The organism is Citrobacter sp. MNAZ 1397, from assembly GCF_023613995.1.
In the GTDB taxonomy this organism is placed as follows: Bacteria; Pseudomonadota; Gammaproteobacteria; order Enterobacterales; family Enterobacteriaceae; genus Phytobacter; species Phytobacter ursingii.
In genome coordinates this window covers 74916-92389 of record NZ_JAKIVH010000007.1, presented here as the reverse complement: position 1 = coordinate 92389, position 17474 = coordinate 74916, and the positions used below count along the sequence as shown (strand labels likewise).

Sequence of the window (17474 nt, the reverse complement as noted above, 5' to 3'; positions counted from 1 at the left end):
GTGGTTATGCCCGGTGACAGCGTTGACAAGGCAGTTAAGAATGCTGGATTATGCTCATTATTGCTCGATGATATTTCAATAAAGAGGCTTTATGCTCGATTATGCAGCTTTCCCGCAACAGCGACAAGCACGTATTCGCCAGCTTTTGCAGGAAAACGGACGCGTTGTCTGTGCAGAACTGGCCAGCCAGATGCAGGTATCTGAACATACTATTCGCAGGGATTTACAAGAACTTAGCAATTCAGGCATATGCAAAAAGGTCTACGGCGGCGCGGTATTACCGTTGCCGGAAGCCGGGAATTTTCACAGCCGAAAAGTGAAAAACAGTTCAGAAAAGGACAAGATCGCGCAGCAATGCGCAGCGCTGGTGAAACCAGACACCTGTATTTTCATTGATGCCGGTACGACCAATCTGGCCATCGCCAGAGCGCTGCCCGCGGAGATCCGCATCACAGCAGTGACCAACTCCCCTGAAATCGCCGTAGAACTCATGACACGCGCGCATAGCGAGGTGATTCTCCTCGGTGGGCAGATTCATCAGGCCACCGGAGGATGCGTCGGCAGCGGCGCTGTGGCACAGATTCAGGAGATGTTATTCGATCAGGTGTTTATTGGCGGCTGCGCCATGGATCCGGATATTGGGTTGACGGGGTTTGATTTCGCCGACTGCGAATTTAAAAAGGCGGTGCTGAAACAGAGTAATCAGACGGTTGTCGCCCTGACGGCAGATAAACTGCCCGGCGTAGCGCGCTATGTGGTGGCACGGCCTCAGGCGCTTGACGTGATCGTCATTGAGGCGAATATCAGCGATGCACTGCGTACCGTCTTAAAGGAACATCACATTACGCTCATCACGGCCTGAAACAAAAGCGCCGCCTCCCGGACGGAAGGCGGCGTGAACATTACAGATCGGCCGTTTTGTCGAACTTCCCGAGCATTTCACGCTCGTAAGCCGCGGCTTTTTTGCGGTCGAACTTGTGTTCCCACTTGGCGATAACCAGCACCGCCAGCGCATTACCCACAACGTTCAGAGCGGTACGCGCCATATCCAGGATACGGTCAACACCGGCAATAAAGGCCAGACCTTCCAGCGGAATACCCACACTGCCCAGCGTTGCCAGCAATACCACAAATGAAACCCCCGGCACACCGGCAATGCCTTTCGAGGTAACCATCAGCGTCAGCACCAGAATGATCTCCTGGCCCAGCGACAGGTCGATACCGTAAAGCTGGGCAATAAAGATGGCCGCAATACTCTGGTACAGCGTAGAGCCATCGAGGTTAAAGGAGTAACCGGTCGGTACCACGAAGCTGGTGATTGACGCCGGCGCGCCATAGGCTTCCATCTTCTCGATGATACGCGGCAACACGCTTTCTGAACTTGCAGTGGAGTACGCCAGGATCAGCTCATCTTTGAGGATGCGGATGAGCGTCCAGATGCTGAGTTTGCACATCCGCGCCACGAGTCCCAGCACCACCAGCGCAAAGAACAGCACCGCAAAATAGACCAGCACCACCAGTTTCGCCAGCGGCCACAGGGAAGCAAAACCGAAGTTCGCAACCGTCACGGAGATCAGCGCAAAGACCCCGACCGGCGCGTAACGCATCACCATATGGGTCACTTTGAACATGGTTTCAGAGATAGAACGGAATACCGTAACCAGCGGTTCGCGGTGCGTTGCAGGCAGTGAAGAAAGCCCCAGGCCAAACAGTACCGAGAAGAAAATAATCGGCAGCATTTCGCCCTTCGCCATCGATGACACGATGTTGGTCGGCACCAGAGACAATATCGTATTCATTAAGCCATGCGCGTGGCTTTGCACTTCTGCCGTGGTGCTCTGGTATTTCGAAATATCCACCGTGGCGAGTTGCGACATATCAATGCCCGCCCCCGGCTGGAAAACATTCGCCAGTGTAATACCCAGCACAATGGCCACCGTGGTGATCACTTCGAAATAAATAATGGTCTTGGCGCCAATACGACCCAATTGTTTCGCATCACCTACACCGGCAATACCCACAACCAGTGTGGAAATAACAATCGGCACAACTATCATTTTAATCAAGTGAATAAAGATATCGCCTGCCGGAGACAGGAGGTTCGCAATCAGCCATTCGCGGCTGTCGCTTTGATAATGCAAGTAACTGCCCAGAAGAATACCCAGCACCAGGGCCAGCAAAATCTGCCAGGCCAGGCTGACTTTAAAATTTTTCATAACTCGAGACATCCTCAATGAAGCGACCTTCCCGGTGGGGAACGACTCATACGGAAAGGGTATGGTTAGCGTCACACGCTCTTGCGGGGTTTTTTAACGCGCATTATCAGTACCATTTGCAGGGCGTAGGGCGCAAGCCTTTACCAGAAGGGGGATTGACTGAATTTATGCATAAAAACGCTTTTTTATGCCATTTATCATGCATAACCAGTTGTTATGAAAAAACTTTTTTTCTGTCATTTTTAGATAATTAACCCCGGCAATTATTTTGCTTCAAAGATTCATTTGTTCAGTTTTCATACGGTTCAATCAATGCGTGATCTATAGCGCAAATAATAAACAAACCAGGCAAAGCCCCTATAATTAACGTTTATTTGACATATTATTAACATCCTACAAGGAGAGCAAAAGCCATGAGCCAAATCCATAAACACGATATTCCCGCAAATATTGCGGAACGTTGCCTGATTAATCCGGAGCAGTACGAGGCTAAATATCAGCAATCTATTACTGACCCGGATACTTTCTGGGGCGAGCAAGGCAAAATCCTTGACTGGATTAAACCCTATCAGAAGGTGAAAAACACCTCCTTCGCCCCGGGTAATGTCTCCATTAAATGGTACGAAGACGGTACGCTGAACCTCGCGGCCAACTGTCTTGACCGCCATCTTGCCGAACGAGGCGATCAGACGGCCATCATCTGGGAAGGCGATGACGCCAGCCAGAGTAAACAGATTACCTACCGCCAGTTGCATGCGGAGGTCTGTCGCTTTGCCAATGTACTGACAGATCTGGGCATTAAAAAAGGCGACGTGGTCGCTATCTATATGCCCATGGTTCCTGAAGCCGCGGTTGCGATGCTGGCCTGTGCGCGTATCGGTGCGGTCCACTCAGTCATTTTCGGCGGCTTCTCGCCGGAGGCCGTTGCCGGACGTATTGTTGATTCCAGCTCCCGGCTGGTGATCACCGCCGATGAAGGCGTGCGCGCCGGGCGCACTATTCCTCTCAAAAAGAACGTTGATGACGCCCTGAAAAACCCGAACGTGAAATCCGTTGAACACGTCGTAGTGCTTAAACGGACCGGTGGGAAAATTGACTGGCACGAAGGCCGTGACCTGTGGTGGGACGCGCTCACCGCTAACGCCAGCGCGGAACATCAGCCGGTTGAAGTCAATGCGGAAGATCCGCTGTTTATCCTCTATACCTCCGGCTCGACGGGTAAACCTAAAGGCGTACTGCACACCACCGGCGGCTATCTGGTTTACGCAGCCACCACCTTTAAATATGTCTTCGATTATCATGACGGCGACGTTTACTGGTGTACCGCCGATGTCGGCTGGGTTACCGGTCATAGCTATCTGCTTTACGGACCGCTGGCCTGCGGCGCGATCACGCTGATGTTTGAAGGTGTACCGAACTGGCCAACCCCAGCACGTATGAGCCAGGTCGTAGACAAACACAAGGTCAATATTCTCTACACCGCGCCAACGGCTATCCGTGCGCTGATGGCGGAGGGCGACAAAGCTATTGACGGTACCGATCGCTCTTCGCTGCGTATTCTCGGCTCAGTCGGCGAACCCATCAACCCGGAAGCCTGGGAGTGGTACTGGAAGAAAATCGGCAACGAGAAATGCCCGGTCATGGACACCTGGTGGCAGACCGAGACTGGGGGCTTTATGATCACCCCATTACCCGGTGCGATACAGCTCAAAGCGGGTTCTGCGACCCGTCCATTCTTTGGCGTACAGCCTGCGCTGGTGGATAACGAAGGTCATCCGCAAGAAGGCGCTACCGAAGGTAATCTGGTGATCACTGACTCCTGGCCAGGCCAGGCGCGTACCCTGTTTGGCGATCACGAGCGTTTCGAGCAGACCTACTTCTCTACCTTCAAAAACATGTACTTTAGTGGCGACGGCGCGCGCCGCGATGAAGATGGCTACTACTGGATCACCGGCCGCGTGGATGACGTGCTGAACGTGTCCGGCCACCGTCTGGGGACCGCGGAGATTGAATCGGCGCTGGTGTCCCACCCGAAAATCGCCGAAGCCGCAGTGGTGGGCATCCCACACAATATTAAAGGCCAGGCCATCTACGCTTACGTCACCCTGAATCATGGTGAAGAGCCAACGCCTGCGCTCTATACCGAGGTGCGTAACTGGGTGCGTAAAGAGATTGGTCCGCTGGCGACGCCGGATGTCCTGCACTGGACCGACTCTCTGCCCAAGACCCGCTCCGGCAAAATCATGCGCCGTATTCTGCGCAAAATAGCCGCCGGGGATACCAGCAACTTCGGCGATACCTCGACCCTCGCGGATCCGGGTGTTGTAGAGAAACTGCTCGAAGAGAAACAGGCCATCACCATGCCATCGTAACCTCGCATTCCCCCTCTCCCCGTGGGAGAGGGTCGGGGTGAGGGCATTACAACAACCCCCCCTCACCCTCTCCCTCAAGGGAGAGGGAATAACAACAAACCCTACCTTACCTCTGGAGAGTTCTGTGATGAATGACACCATTTATCAACGGATAGAAAACAATGCGCATTACAGGGAGCTCGTCGAAAAGCGGCAACGGTTTGCCTTCACTCTTTCCATCATCATGCTGATTATCTATGTCGGTTTTATTCTGCTGATCGCCTTTGCACCGGGCTGGCTCGGTACGCCGATCTCCGCGGGCAGTAGCGTCACGCGTGGTATTCCAATCGGTATTGGCGTGATTGTGATTTCGTTTGTGTTGACCGGCGTATACGTCTGGCGGGCAAATGGCGAGTTTGATCGTCTGACAAAAACCGTTCTGCAAGAGGTAAAAGCATCATGAAGCGTGTTCTGACGGCGCTCGCCGCCACACTGCCTTTTACGGCCAATGCCGCCGATGCCATTACCGGCGCGGTCCAACGCCAGCCAACCAACTGGCAGGCGATCATCATGTTCCTGATCTTCGTGGCGCTGACGCTCTATATCACTTACTGGGCGTCAAAACGCGTGCGTTCGCGTAACGATTACTACACGGCAGGCGGCAATATCACGGGCTTTCAGAATGGCCTGGCGATTGCCGGTGACTTTATGTCAGCCGCATCGTTCCTCGGGATCTCTGCGCTGGTCTACACCTCCGGCTACGACGGGCTGATTTACTCGCTGGGCTTCCTCGTCGGCTGGCCAATTATTCTGTTTCTGATTGCCGAACGTCTGCGTAACCTGGGACGTTACACCTTCGCCGATGTGGCCTCGTATCGCCTCAAACAGGGACCGATTCGCACGCTCTCCGCCTGCGGTTCGCTGGTGGTGGTGGCGCTCTATCTGATAGCCCAGATGGTCGGTGCAGGTAAGCTTATTCAGTTACTGTTCGGCCTCAACTACCACGTTGCGGTAGTGCTGGTCGGCGTATTGATGGTGATGTATGTCCTGTTCGGCGGCATGCTCGCCACCACCTGGGTACAAATCATCAAAGCCGTATTACTGCTGTTTGGCGCAAGCTTTATGGCCTTTATGGTGATGAAGCATGTCGGCTTTAGCTTCAATAGCCTGTTTAGCGAAGCGATGGCGGTTCACCCGAAAGGGGAGGCCATTATGCGTCCAGGCGGTCTGGTTAAAGATCCGATCTCCGCACTGTCGCTGGGCCTGGGGCTGATGTTTGGTACCGCAGGTTTGCCGCATATTCTGATGCGTTTCTTCACAGTGTCAGATGCGCGTGAAGCCCGTAAGAGTGTGTTCTACGCCACGGGTTTTATGGGGTATTTCTACATTCTGACCTTTATCATTGGCTTCGGCGCCATCATGCTGGTCGGGGCAAACCCGGCATTTAAAGATGCGGCGGGCGCGCTGATTGGCGGCAATAACATGGCAGCGGTGCATCTTGCGGATGCGGTCGGCGGCAACCTGTTCCTCGGCTTTATCTCTGCCGTAGCCTTCGCCACCATCCTGGCGGTGGTCGCCGGACTGACGCTCGCGGGCGCGTCGGCGGTGTCTCATGACCTGTATGCTAACGTCATTCGTAAAGACGCCACCGAACGTCAGGAGCTGAAAGTATCGAAGATCACCGTTCTGGTGCTTGGTGTAGTCGCCATCCTGCTGGGTATTCTCTTCGAAAAGCAGAATATTGCCTTTATGGTGGGGCTGGCGTTCTCCATCGCGGCGAGCTGTAACTTCCCTATCATTCTGCTCTCCATGTACTGGTCGAAACTGACCACCCGTGGCGCAATGATTGGCGGCTGGCTGGGCCTGCTGACGGCGGTGATTCTGATGGTTCTCGGCCCGACCATTTGGGTGCAAATCCTCGGCCACGCGCAGGCTATTTTCCCGTATGAATACCCGGCGCTGTTCTCTATCGCCGTGGCCTTTATCGGTATCTGGATCTTCTCGATTACCGACAACACGCAAGAAGGCATTCGCGAGCGCGAACAGTTCCGTGCCCAGTTCATCCGTTCACAAACGGGTGTCGGTATCGCCCAGGGCCGCGCACACTGATTTCCTCTCTCTCCTCCCCGGCTATTTTAGCCGGGGATCACATTTTTCCTCCGTCACAGTATCCATCCTTTCCGGTCGCGCTACAGTAAACAAGCAAAATGAAACATTGTTTTATTACTTGGTTTGTTTATTAACGTCAAAAGAGGATGCGATGAAAAAATATGCTCTTGTCGGGACAGGCGGACGCGCCGGATTGTATATTTCCGCCATCGGCGGCGAGTGGAAAGAGAACGCGCAACTGGTGGCTTTTTGCGATACCAACCAGACGCGAATGCATTACGCCAATACGTTATTACAAAATGAAGGCGCGGCGCCGGTATCAACCTGGAAAGCCACGCAATTTGAAGCGATGATCCATGAGACGCGCCCGGATATTATTATCGTCACCACCATGGACCGCACCCACGACGACTATATCGTGCGGGCACTGAAAGCAGGCTGTGATGTGATCACCGAAAAGCCGATGACCATTGATGAAAAACGGGCGCTGCGAATTCTTGATGCCATCGAAGATACCGGTCACACCGTTCGCGTGGCGTTTAATTACCGCTATGCGCCGCACCACAGTAAAGTGCGTGAATTGCTGATGAACGGCACCATTGGCGAGGTTTACTCCGTTCACTTTGAATGGCTGCTCAACACCGAGCACGGCGCGGATTATTTTCGCCGCTGGCACCGGGAAAAACGCAACAGCGGCGGCCTGCTGGTTCACAAATCAACCCACCACTTTGATTTAATGAATTTCTGGCTCAATAGCTATCCGGAGCGCGTCTACGCCGAAGGCGGCCTGCGCTTTTACGGCAAAGAAAACGCGGAAAAACGGGGTATGACGGAGTTCTATCCGCGCGCCCACGGCTATGCGGCGGCCAAAGAAGATCCGTTTGCCCTGCACATGGCGGACAATCCGCAGCTTAAGGCGCTCTATCTGGATGCGGAGCATGAAGATAACTACTGGCGCGATCAGAGCGTTTTCAGCGATGGCATCACTATTGAAGATACCCTCTCGGTGCTGGTGAAATACCAGAACCAGTGCCAGCTCAGCTATTCGCTGAATACGTATTTGCCCTGGGAAGGGCTGAATGTGGTGTTTAACGGCAGTGAAGGCAGGCTGGAGATGAAAATCGTCGAGAAATCCTATGTGAACGCCGGGGGAGAACGGGCGAACGAGGGGAGCCTGGAGTCCTGCAATATTACCGTCTTCCCGATGTTTGCCGCCCCCTGGGAGGCGAATTTTACCCTCGGCGAGGGCGGTCACGGCGGCGGTGATAACGCGATGCTGGCCGATCTGTTCGGCACGCCGGGTAACGATCCGCTCAACCGCGCCGCCGATCACCGCGCCGGTGCGATGTCGATCCTGACCGGCATCGCGGGTAATATTTCTCTGCAGCAACAGCGTCCGGTCAATTTCCGTGAATTCGAACTGGTGTCGCGTTTGAAAAAACAGGGTTAAAACATCAGCCGCGCCACCAGCGGCGCGGCTAATACCGTCACCACACCGGAGAGCATCATCACCAGGCTGGCGACCACCCCTTCCTGCTGACCCAGCTCGTAAGAACGCGCCGTCCCCGCACCATGGGATGCCGCACCAAACCCTGCGCCTTTTGCCATTCCTTCGCGAATCGAGAGGCGTAAAAAAAGCACATCCCCTACCGCCATGCCAAACACCCCGGTAATGACCACAAAGAGCGCCACCAGATCCGGCTGCCCGCCCAACGGCCCTGCCGCTGCCAGCGCAAACGGCGTCGTCACCGAGCGCACCGCCAGGCTGCGCTGAATGTCATCCGGCAGAGTAAATAAACGCGCCAGCCAGACTGAGCTGGTTACCGCGACCACCGTTGCGGTGATAACCCCGGCAGAAAGCGACATCCAGTGACGACGAATGACAGCAAGATTGTCATAGACCGGCACAGCAAACGCGATGGTCGCCGGGCCTAACAGCCAAAGCAGCCAGTGAGATTCACCGATATAACGCTGCCAGGAAATATGCCCGAACACCAGGATCAGCACCAACAGTATCGGGGTGAAGACTAACGGCATTAACGGGAGCTTATGGAATCGGCGGTACAGGCGTTTATTGAGATAATAGATAACCAGCGTCATGACAAGGCAGAGCACGCTCAGGGCAAAATCACTCATGATTCAGCCTGCTGATTTCGAAGCGATAAACCTTATCAACCACCCAGGCCGTGGCCCCCAGCACCATCAAGGTACTGAGAGCAATAACGGCAAAAATACGCCAGCCTTCCACCATCAAAAGCTGTGCGTAATTCACCACGGCGACAACGGCTGGCACAAAGAACAGTAGCATTTCGGCCAGCAGCCAGCGCGCGCCGGCTCTCACCCAGTTAAGGGGAACAATCCGGCATAAAATCAGCGCCAGCATCAGGATCATGCCCACCAGGTTAGCGGGAAGGGGAAGATGCAGCCACTGCACCAGATATTGCGCCACGATAAACAGCCCGGCATAGAGAAAAACCTGAACCGGAACCTGCAGTCGACGCACAATGGCAGGCGTAATACGACCTAACGCCATATCCATAGATAATTCTCGCGGAAATGAGACAGAGAGCACAGTATAGGGAGCCGCTACGCCATACTGAAATGAATTAAACTCATCGCATGCATAGTTTAAAGGAATAATTATGGACATCAGAACGCTGCGCTATTTTGTGGAAGTCGTGCGTCAACAAAGTTTCACTCGCGCAGCGGAACGGTTGTTCGTCACTCAGCCAACGATTAGTAAGATGTTGAAAAACCTCGAAGATGAGTTGAACTGTACGCTACTCATTCGCGACGGACGCAAATTACTTCTCACCGATACCGGGCGCGTGGTGTTTGAGCGCGGTCTGGCTATCCTTGCTGAGTTTCGTCAGCTTGAGGCGGAGCTCGATGATATCAACCACTTAAATAAAGGGCTGCTTCGCCTCGGCATCCCCCCGATGGTCGGCATGCTGATGGCCGGACCAATAGGCCTGTTTCGTCAGCGCTATCCCGGCGTCGAACTGAAAATCTCCGAGTTTGGCGGCCTGACAGTCCAGCAGGCAGTCATCAACGGCGAACTGGATCTGGCGATGACCGCCCTGCCCGTCGAAGAGGAAAGCGGTCTTTCTACGCTGCCGCTGTTTAGCCATCCCCTCTGTGTGCTGGTGCCGCGCTCCGGCGACTGGCTGAACGCCAGGTCGGTGACGCCTGAACAACTGGCCGGGCACCCGCTGCTCATCTATAACGAAGATTTCGCCCTCAGCCGCCAGCTTATGCAGCTGTTTAACGAGCATGGCGTCAAGCCCCGAATCGCCGTGCGTAGCGGGCAGTGGGATTTTCTGGCCGCGATGGTACAGGCAGGGGTAGGGATCGCGATTTTGCCGGAGCCTATTTGCCAACGGCTGGATAAACAGACGCTGCGCTGGGTCCCGCTGGAGAGTGATTTACGCTGGCATCTGGGGATGATTTGGCGTGAAGGTGGCTATTTGTCCCGCAGTGCGCAGGCCTGGCTGCAATGCTGTGAAGGGTTCTGGGTGAATACGAATATTGCGGATTTGCCGCCGGGCGAAGGAAAGATGTAGCCCAAGCGGGGGAATACCCCGGATGCGGCGTAAACGCCTTATCCAGGCTACAAAATCGATGAGGGCGGCTGGCCGGGAGCCCGGGGCGCCAGGGTGGTGGCGGTGAGCCATCACCCTGGCACGTTCACGGGTTCTGACGTGACAGAGAAGCAATGAACATGAAGTGAACGGAATGACCACCAGCGCCGCATTTCCCCCTCCCCCAGGCCCTCACCCTCAGAGAGGGGAAAACCTACTTATTCTCTATCAGCAGCGCTTCCAGCAAATCGAGATCGTGCAGCATCTTCTGAAGCGTCTCGTTGCTGATTTGCCGTGTTGCGCGCAGGTGGTAAAGCTCCGCCCGTTCAGAACGCAGGGCTGCAAGACGGAAACGGCGCTCAAGGTTCTCTTCGAGCAACGAACTTTCCGCATTGTTGCGCCCATCCGCACGGCGACGCAAATTACCAATGACCCTTGAGCTCACTTCCGTGAGCAGTTGATTATCGATGTTTTCTTCTGCATCGGCGGCCAGTCGTTCTTCCATTTTCTGAATGGCCACAATCGCCACTTCCGCGGTGATCGCCCGCGCGAGGCGCTCTTCTTTATGCTGCTGAGTATGATCGCGGACCTCAATATGTTGCAGCAACGCAGGCAGGGCAATGACGCCGACAAACAGTGAAAACAGAATCACCCCCGCCGCCAGGAAGACCAATTCATAGCGGGCAGGGAACCCTGAGCCATCGGGCAAAAACAGCGGAATGGATAACACACCGGCCAGCGTAATCGCGCCGCGCACCCCCGCAAAGGAAGCGATCAGCAATTCTCGCGTGCTCCAGGAGCCAAACTCCATCGGCTTTTTGTGCAAAAAGCGACTGCTGAATTTCTTCATCGTCCACAGCCATCCAAAGCGCACCAGCATCAGCGCACCGTAAATCAGCACGATATCGGTGAACAACATCCAGGTTTCGACATTCGGATCAACTTCTGCCGCCGCCAGCGAGGATTCCAGAATGCCCGGCAATTGCAGGCCCAACAGCAGGAACACCATGCCGTTAAACACAAACTCCAGCATTGCCCAGGTACTGTTGGCACGCAGGCGCATCGCCAGTGGGGCAGAGCGCATCACGCCGGAACGGGTAATGGTCATCCCGGCAGCCACCGCCGCCAGGATGCCCGAAAAGCCAATATGTTCCGCAATCAGGTACGAGGCAAACGGCAGCAGGAACAACAGAACGATTTGCGTGGCAGGTTCATCCCCCCCCCAACGGCTCAGAAAACGCAGCGAGCGACCATACAACCAGCTCACGACAAAGCCGGCGAGAATGCCGCCCAGCGCCACTTTCACGAACTCCAGCGTCGCCCCGCCGACGGTAAAGACCATTGTGCCCATGGCGACCGCCACGGCAAATTTCAGTGATACCAGGCCGGATGCGTCATTCATTAACGCTTCGCCCTGCAAAATTCCCATGATTTTTTTCGGGATGCGCCCTTCCCCGACGATGCCAGAAAGCGCTACCGCATCGGTGGGTGAGAGGACCGCCGCCAGCGCGAACGCCGGGACCAGGGGGATACCGGGTACCAGCCAGTAAATCAAAAAACCAATCCCGACGACAGTAACCACCACCAGGGCCAACGCAAGACCGAGGATCTCCCTGCCATGTTCAAGGAATTCACGCGTGGGGGTTTTCCAGCCATCGGCGAACAGTAACGGCGGAATAAACAGAACGAGAAACAGTTCCGGATCGAACTCCACATGCAACCCGAACGTCGGGAAAGCCAGCAGTGCGCCGATGGCGATTTGCATAAGAGGAAGGGGGATCTGGAAGGGCATTACACGCGTGACAACGCCCGAGAGCGATACCACTAAGGTCATGATGAGGATGGTAAAAAAGATTTCCATGCGTTCCCTGTTGCGATGTTTTTTATTAAGGCGTCATGCCTTGATGATAGAACATTCAGCTTAACGCAAAGGAAACAGGATGTGCGCAAAAAATGAAAACGGGCGGCCTGAGCCACCCGTTTTACACATGAAGCGGGATATTAGATTGCCCAGCCGCCAGCATAGAAAGCAACCAGCGCCACGGCGATAACCACAGTACCGATATTCAGTTTACGGAAATCACCGGAGACCACGCGACCAATCACCAGAGAGGCAAAACCGATCATAATGCCGGTAACGATGTTACAGGTGAGTACGATGAATACTGCGGTGATCAGACCGGACATCGCATCAACGAAGTCGGCAAAGTCGATCTTCGCCACGTTGCTCAGCATCAGCAGACCTACGTACATCAACGCCGGAGCCGTAGCGTAAGCCGGAACCAGGTAGGAGAGTGGAGAGAGGAACAGAATCAACAGGAACAGCACGCCAACGGTGATCGCTGTCAGGCCGGTTTTACCGCCTGCCGCCGTACCCGCCGCAGACTCGATGTACACCGCTGCAGGCGCTGCGCCCACCAGACCGGAGAACACGCTGCTCAGGGAGTCGGTGGTCAGCGCTTTGCCGCCATCGATAATCTGGCCGTCTTTATCCAGCAGATTCGCCTGTCCGGCTACCGCACGGATAGTACCGGTAGCATCAAATACCGCCGTCATCACCAGCGCCAGCACACTTGGCAGCACGACCGGGTTCAACGCGCCAACGATATCCAGGCTACCGATCAGGGAGTTGCCTTTATCATCGCTCAGCGATGGCATAGCGAAAATACCGGAGAAGTGCACGCTCGGGTCGAAGATCAGCCCGACAATCGAGACACCAATGATGGTCAGCAGGATGCCACCCGGTACTTTCAGTTTTTCCAGACCGATGATCACCGCGAGGCCAATCAGCGACATGATCACCGGGAAGCTGGCGAAATGACCCAGCGTGACCGGCAGGCCGTCCAGCGGGTTCTTGATAACCAGGCCTACGCCGTTCGCTGCGATCAGCAGCAGGAACAGACCGATACCGATACCGGTGCCGTGCGCAACACCTTGCGGCAGGTTGCGCAGGATCCAGCTACGGATGCCGGTTGCGGAAATAACGGTAAAGAGCACACCCATCAGGAACACGGCACCCAGAGCGACCGGAACACTGATATGTTGACCCAGCACCAGGCTGAACGCGGTGAACGCGGTCAGTGAGATGGCGCAACCAATCGCCAGCGGCAGGTTTGCCCACAGACCCATGACAATCGAACCTACACCAGCAACCAGGCAGGTAGCGACAAACACCGCCGCTGGCGGGAAGCCCGCTTTACCGAGCATGCCAGGCACGACGATAACGGAATAGACCATCGCCAGAAACGTGGTTAAACCAGCAACAATTTCCTGACGAACAGTACTGCCGCGAGCAGAAATTTTAAATAAGGCGTCAAGCGAACCGCCGGTACGCGCAGAAGGCGTAGACATAGGAAACATCCCCTGAGAGTTTTTATCTTTCGTTGATATGCGTGGCGGACAGTGTCCACTGCCGGTTAAACGTCGTCTCCCTGAGCTGCGTTGTGACGAAGGGGTGTCACAAAAAGCAAACGATTAACTCCGCGCATACAAAACGGTTGGTCAAAAAAGGCAAACGATTATCCAGCGTTTAGATATCGCTTTTCAACTGAACTTTGCCGCTTTTTGCTAATTTTCGCTTATGACGATGAAGAATTAACCGACCGATGCGCAAACGTTATCGTCCCTGCGCAACTTTGCAACATTTCAGGATCATTATTACGCACCGGGGAGATCAAAAGGGCCGCCCTGCTCAATCGCTCGTTGCCAGGCCGGGCGCATTTCAACGCGCTTTTTCCATGACTGCGTATGCGGAAGATCGGTAATACCGCCTCGCGACAGCAATGCGAAAATCGGGAAACTCATCTGAATGTCGGCCATGCTTAACTGCTCTCCGGCAAACCAGGGCTTCACCGCCAGCTGCGACTCGATAAAACGCGCATGGATTTCAATTTGCTTATTAAGCCAGGCTTTCTGGATGCCCTGGCCAAGCATTTTTCCTATCGTTCGCACACCAAACGGCACCGGTGGTTTACCGAGACTGGTGAAAACCAGCTTCATTAATAATAAAGGCATCAACGATCCTTCGGCATAATGCAGCCAAAAGCGATACTGCTGACGTAACTCTCTCTCCTGTGGCTTCAACTGGCTGTTTGTATCGTAGGTCTCCTGTAAATATTCCAGGATAGCGCCGGATTCAGCAATGATGAGATCGTCGTCCTCAAGCACCGGTGATTTGCCCAACGGATGCACTTTTTTGAGTGACGCTGGGGCCAGCATGTTTTTTTCACGTTGGTAATGAATGAGTTGATACGGTAAACCCAATTCTTCCAGCGCCCACAGAATGCGCTGAGAACGAGACTGGTTAAGGTGGTGAACTTTGAGCATGACAGGCTCCCGCTGAGTTATTCGAATTAACTATAGAAAAGCTTGCCCTTTGGATGAAAAATTTCCTAAAAAAAAGGGTTCTGATGTGGCGAAATTTTCGCCATTGCCTAGACTAAAAGTGTCAGCACAATCCGGAACCTCCAACATATTGAGGGGTGCTGATGTCGGGGGAAACCCTCCCATAACAGATTGGGATAGAGAGAAAGACAAAGACCGGACCGACTAAAGCGCCCCAGGTGGGCGCTTTAGTTTTTTGCATTGCTGTCGCCCCATCAGCGCCACCGGGGGACTGCCTTTTTTCGGCTAATCGCTTTCCAGCAGCCGTGCCCCTGTGCCCTGAGCACCTAACTGGTCCCCCGGATTTCGCAGCGGGCAATCACTGTGGGACAGACAACCGCAGCCAATACAACCATCCAGATCATCACGTAACGCCACCAGCGTGTGAATACGCCTGTCTAACTCTTCGCGCCACTGTGACGAAAGGTGCTTCCACTCTTTCGCGCTTAGCGTATGCCCTTCCGGCAGTACGCCAAATGCATCGCCGATGGTCGACAGAGGAATACCAATACGCTGGGCGATTTTAATGATCGCCACATAACGTAATACATCGCGCTTATAGCGCCGTTGATTACCGGCATTACGGGTACTTTTTATAAGCCCTTTGCTTTCGTAAAAATGCAGCGCGGAAACGGCCACGCCGCTGCGTTTCGCCACTTCGCCGGGCGTAAGCAGCGTCTTGATACGCGGTGTTTTCTTTTCCATAAAACCTCTTTACCTCAAGTTAACTTGAGGAATTATACTCCACCGCAGACAAAACGACGAATCGAGAAAGAGGCAGCTCTATGTCCCATCAGCAAATTATTCAGACCCTTACGGAATGGATTGATGAACATATCGACCAACCGTTGAACATTGATGTAGTCGCCAGAAAGTCAGGATATTCAAAATGGTATTTGCAGAGAATGTTTCGTACCGTGATGCATCAGACGCTGGGCGACTATATTCGTCAGCGCCGTCTGCTACTGGCTGCGGAAGCACTGCGTACTACGCGGCGTCCCATTTTTGATATTGCGATGGATCTGGGCTACGTTTCGCAACAAACGTTTTCACGCGTGTTTCGTCGGGAATTCGATCGGACTCCCAGCGACTATCGCCACCATGCGTAAGTGTCGCCGGGATGATTACTTTAGTGAAGGTGGCTGCGCGACCCAGGCTTTAAACTCCTGTGGCGGCAGTGCCTTCGCAAAATGCCATCCCTGACAGTACTGCACGCCACGCTTAAGTAACCAGGTTACCTGTTCTGCTGTTTCCACACCCTCCGCGATAATCTTCAGGCGCAAACTGTGTGCCATCTCAATGATGTGCTCGGCGATCAGGTGGCTGGTGCTATTGGTCGTCAGGGTATCGATAAAGGATTTATCGATCTTTAAGATATCGACATTGAGGGAGTACAGGTTGTGCAAGTTCGAGTAACCGGTTCCGAAGTCATCAATCGCCACCTCGTAACCTGCATGGCGAAACGCCTGAATGACCGGTGTGGTTTTGGGCACATCAATAAATCCACGTTCGGTGACTTCGATTTTAATTTGTTCTGCGCGAACGGAGTATTCCCTGGTTTTATTGGTAATGAGTGCAATCAGACGGGAAGAATGGAAATCGACAGCCGACAAATTGATCGAAATATAAAGATGCGGCCATGCCGCTAAGAATTCTCCCAGGTCGCTGAAGACTTCATCAACGACATAATCGGTTACCCGCTCAATCATCCCTTCTTTCTCTGCCAGCGGAATGAATTCCGCCGGACTCATTACCGGACCATTAAAACCCGGCCAGCGCAATAAGGCTTCAGCGCCTACACATTGGCCGTTTTTGATATCAATAATGGGCTGGTAATGAAGTTGAAGCTGATGTTTAGTTAATGCTCTGTGGAGCATTCGTCGTGGGGAGTTAAACTCCTGCCGTGTTCGCGACCACATCAATAAAATAATAATGCTGCAAATCATGCCTAACGGCAGCGTTAATGTTGCCTGATGATAAAGGTACTGGAAATATGTGTCGCTGGAGGTCGAAACAATGATTGCAATAGGACGTTTATCAGAATGGTCTACTGTATAAAAACGGCCATCCTGTTGAAAGGTAAGGTCATTTTTACGAACAAGTTTATTCAGCGTTTGTAGATCGGCCTGATCGCTGACAGAAAAAAAGAGACCCGTGACCGTATCGTATATACCATAAGCTAACGAACTGTCGTCTGACATCACTTCGCTGTAGGAAAGCGGATTAACTACCGCGACATAATTTCCTTTCTGCATATAGACCATTTTATATCCGGGATAAAATGGTGTATCACGATAGTAATAAATAGAGATGGCGGGTTTGCGTTTATACTCGGCAGGCGAAATAGCATACGATTGCGTGGGATAAAGAGCTGTGGAGCATAAAAACTGCTCGCCGTGCGCGTATATTAAATCGGCAACATACAGGCTACCGCGAATGATATTGAGCATGTAGTTACGATGCTCAGGAGAACAAACCTGCCCATGATATTTCTCTGCAGCGCTTCGGACCTGATCGACTTGTCCGATAACCAGTTCAGTTTTATCTAAAGCAAGTTGCGCAAAAGAACGAAGATGTAAACCAGTTTCTTTTACTGCACGGATGTGAGCAAACCATAGCGACAGCATCACCGGTAGGAGCACTACCATGATGATCCCGACGACTCTCAGCATCTTACGCTGCGCGCTATGATTCATTTCCGCCTATATCCCTGCATTTAGTGTGCCTGTAATGAAGGCAGGATGCTTTGATAAACAGGTGATTACGTTGCATGAATCAAACGACATTAGCAACTTACTTTTTTCATTAAAAACCTAATATTTGGTTATGACGAT

At 53.4% G+C, this 17474-nt stretch carries 15 protein-coding genes; 7 read left to right on the top strand and 8 right to left on the bottom strand.

Features of this window, described 5'->3' with window-relative positions:
* The first annotated feature begins 91 nt into the window (after positions 1–91).
* Positions 92–862 carry a DeoR/GlpR family DNA-binding transcription regulator gene (locus L2097_RS23410; protein WP_047372162.1) on the top strand — a complete coding sequence of 257 codons (771 nt, stop codon included), beginning with the start codon at positions 92–94 and terminating at the stop codon, positions 860–862.
* A gap of 40 nt (positions 863–902) precedes the next feature.
* Here the strand turns inward: L2097_RS23410 and gltP are convergent, their stop codons facing one another.
* Positions 903–2216 (bottom strand): glutamate/aspartate:proton symporter GltP, encoded by a 1314-nt coding sequence (gene gltP, locus L2097_RS23405; RefSeq protein ID WP_047372163.1) that lies wholly within the window; start codon positions 2214–2216, stop codon positions 903–905.
* Between the two features lie 413 nt (positions 2217–2629).
* On the opposite strand from gltP, the gene acs reads away from it, so the two are divergent.
* From acs to L2097_RS23385, 4 genes are all read left to right on the top strand, one after another.
* Positions 2630–4588: an acetate--CoA ligase gene (gene acs, locus L2097_RS23400; protein ID WP_142516843.1), complete on the top strand. Its 1959-nt coding sequence runs from the start codon at positions 2630–2632 to the stop codon at positions 4586–4588.
* Between the two features lie 127 nt (positions 4589–4715).
* Positions 4716–5030 carry a DUF485 domain-containing protein gene (locus tag L2097_RS23395; RefSeq protein ID WP_085005881.1) on the top strand — a complete coding sequence of 105 codons (315 nt, stop codon included), beginning with the start codon at positions 4716–4718 and terminating at the stop codon, positions 5028–5030.
* Positions 5027–6676: a cation/acetate symporter ActP gene (actP, locus tag L2097_RS23390; protein ID WP_047372166.1), complete on the top strand. Its 1650-nt coding sequence runs from the start codon at positions 5027–5029 to the stop codon at positions 6674–6676. Before L2097_RS23395 ends, actP begins: the two co-directional genes overlap by 4 nt.
* A 151-nt stretch (positions 6677–6827) precedes the next feature.
* Complete coding sequence (locus L2097_RS23385) at positions 6828–8126, top strand: Gfo/Idh/MocA family protein (protein WP_250353769.1); 1299 nt, start codon at positions 6828–6830, stop codon at positions 8124–8126.
* On the opposite strand, the gene L2097_RS23380 is transcribed toward L2097_RS23385, so the two are convergent.
* Together L2097_RS23380 and L2097_RS23375 are read right to left on the bottom strand one after the other, a co-directional pair.
* A complete protein-coding gene (locus tag L2097_RS23380; RefSeq protein ID WP_047372168.1) occupies positions 8123–8812 on the bottom strand; it encodes an LrgB family protein in 690 nt (229 codons plus the stop codon). The genes L2097_RS23385 and L2097_RS23380 overlap by 4 nt on opposite strands.
* Positions 8805–9215, bottom strand: coding sequence for a CidA/LrgA family protein (locus L2097_RS23375; RefSeq protein WP_047372169.1), 411 nt, complete (start codon positions 9213–9215; stop codon positions 8805–8807). Before L2097_RS23375 ends, L2097_RS23380 begins: the two co-directional genes overlap by 8 nt.
* Before the next feature lie 103 nt (positions 9216–9318).
* On the opposite strand from L2097_RS23375, the gene L2097_RS23370 reads away from it, so the two are divergent.
* Positions 9319–10239, top strand: coding sequence for a LysR family transcriptional regulator (locus L2097_RS23370; protein WP_047372170.1), 921 nt, complete (start codon positions 9319–9321; stop codon positions 10237–10239).
* 232 nt (positions 10240–10471) lie between these two features.
* Here the strand turns inward: L2097_RS23370 and L2097_RS23365 are convergent, their stop codons facing one another.
* From L2097_RS23365 to soxR, 4 genes are all read right to left on the bottom strand, one after another.
* Positions 10472–12118, bottom strand: coding sequence for a Na+/H+ antiporter (locus tag L2097_RS23365; RefSeq protein WP_250353768.1), 1647 nt, complete (start codon positions 12116–12118; stop codon positions 10472–10474).
* Between the two features lie 140 nt (positions 12119–12258).
* On the bottom strand, positions 12259–13608 hold the full coding sequence (gene ghxP, locus L2097_RS23360; RefSeq protein ID WP_047372172.1) for a guanine/hypoxanthine transporter GhxP: 1350 nt from the start codon (positions 13606–13608) through the stop codon (positions 12259–12261).
* A 306-nt stretch (positions 13609–13914) separates the two neighbouring features.
* Positions 13915–14583 (bottom strand): glutathione S-transferase family protein, encoded by a 669-nt coding sequence (locus L2097_RS23355; RefSeq protein WP_250353767.1) that lies wholly within the window; start codon positions 14581–14583, stop codon positions 13915–13917.
* A gap of 303 nt (positions 14584–14886) precedes the next feature.
* On the bottom strand, positions 14887–15345 hold the full coding sequence (gene soxR / locus L2097_RS23350) for a redox-sensitive transcriptional activator SoxR (protein WP_047372174.1): 459 nt from the start codon (positions 15343–15345) through the stop codon (positions 14887–14889).
* A gap of 80 nt (positions 15346–15425) precedes the next feature.
* On the opposite strand from soxR, the gene soxS reads away from it, so the two are divergent.
* The gene (soxS, locus tag L2097_RS23345) at positions 15426–15749 is read left to right on the top strand and encodes a superoxide response transcriptional regulator SoxS (protein ID WP_047372175.1); all 324 of its coding nucleotides are present in this window, start codon (positions 15426–15428) and stop codon (positions 15747–15749) included.
* 15 nt (positions 15750–15764) lie between these two features.
* Here the strand turns inward: soxS and pdeC are convergent, their stop codons facing one another.
* Positions 15765–17336 (bottom strand): cyclic di-3',5'-guanosine monophosphate phosphodiesterase PdeC, encoded by a 1572-nt coding sequence (gene pdeC, locus L2097_RS23340; RefSeq protein ID WP_250353766.1) that lies wholly within the window; start codon positions 17334–17336, stop codon positions 15765–15767.
* Between the last annotated feature and the right edge of the window lie 138 nt (positions 17337–17474).

Excerpts from the sequence above, each read along its gene's own strand:
- L2097_RS23365 (WP_250353768.1), bottom strand. The coding sequence starts at position 12,118 with ATGGAAATCTTTTTTACCATCCTCATCATGACCTTAGTGGTATCGCTC.
- gltP (WP_047372163.1), bottom strand. The coding sequence starts at position 2,216 with ATGAAAAATTTTAAAGTCAGCCTGGCCTGGCAGATTTTGCTGGCCCTG.
- actP (WP_047372166.1), top strand. The coding sequence starts at position 5,027 with ATGAAGCGTGTTCTGACGGCGCTCGCCGCCACACTGCCTTTTACGGCC.
- pdeC (WP_250353766.1), bottom strand. The coding sequence starts at position 17,336 with ATGAATCATAGCGCGCAGCGTAAGATGCTGAGAGTCGTCGGGATCATC.
- ghxP (WP_047372172.1), bottom strand. The coding sequence starts at position 13,608 with ATGTCTACGCCTTCTGCGCGTACCGGCGGTTCGCTTGACGCCTTATTT.
- L2097_RS23375 (WP_047372169.1), bottom strand. The coding sequence starts at position 9,215 with ATGGATATGGCGTTAGGTCGTATTACGCCTGCCATTGTGCGTCGACTG.
- L2097_RS23385 (WP_250353769.1), top strand. The coding sequence starts at position 6,828 with ATGAAAAAATATGCTCTTGTCGGGACAGGCGGACGCGCCGGATTGTAT.
- L2097_RS23370 (WP_047372170.1), top strand. The coding sequence starts at position 9,319 with ATGGACATCAGAACGCTGCGCTATTTTGTGGAAGTCGTGCGTCAACAA.
- L2097_RS23380 (WP_047372168.1), bottom strand. The coding sequence starts at position 8,812 with ATGAGTGATTTTGCCCTGAGCGTGCTCTGCCTTGTCATGACGCTGGTT.
- L2097_RS23355 (WP_250353767.1), bottom strand. The coding sequence starts at position 14,583 with ATGCTCAAAGTTCACCACCTTAACCAGTCTCGTTCTCAGCGCATTCTG.
- L2097_RS23395 (WP_085005881.1), top strand. The coding sequence starts at position 4,716 with ATGAATGACACCATTTATCAACGGATAGAAAACAATGCGCATTACAGG.
- acs (WP_142516843.1), top strand. The coding sequence starts at position 2,630 with ATGAGCCAAATCCATAAACACGATATTCCCGCAAATATTGCGGAACGT.
- L2097_RS23410 (WP_047372162.1), top strand. The coding sequence starts at position 92 with ATGCTCGATTATGCAGCTTTCCCGCAACAGCGACAAGCACGTATTCGC.
- soxR (WP_047372174.1), bottom strand. The coding sequence starts at position 15,345 with ATGGAAAAGAAAACACCGCGTATCAAGACGCTGCTTACGCCCGGCGAA.
- soxS (WP_047372175.1), top strand. The coding sequence starts at position 15,426 with ATGTCCCATCAGCAAATTATTCAGACCCTTACGGAATGGATTGATGAA.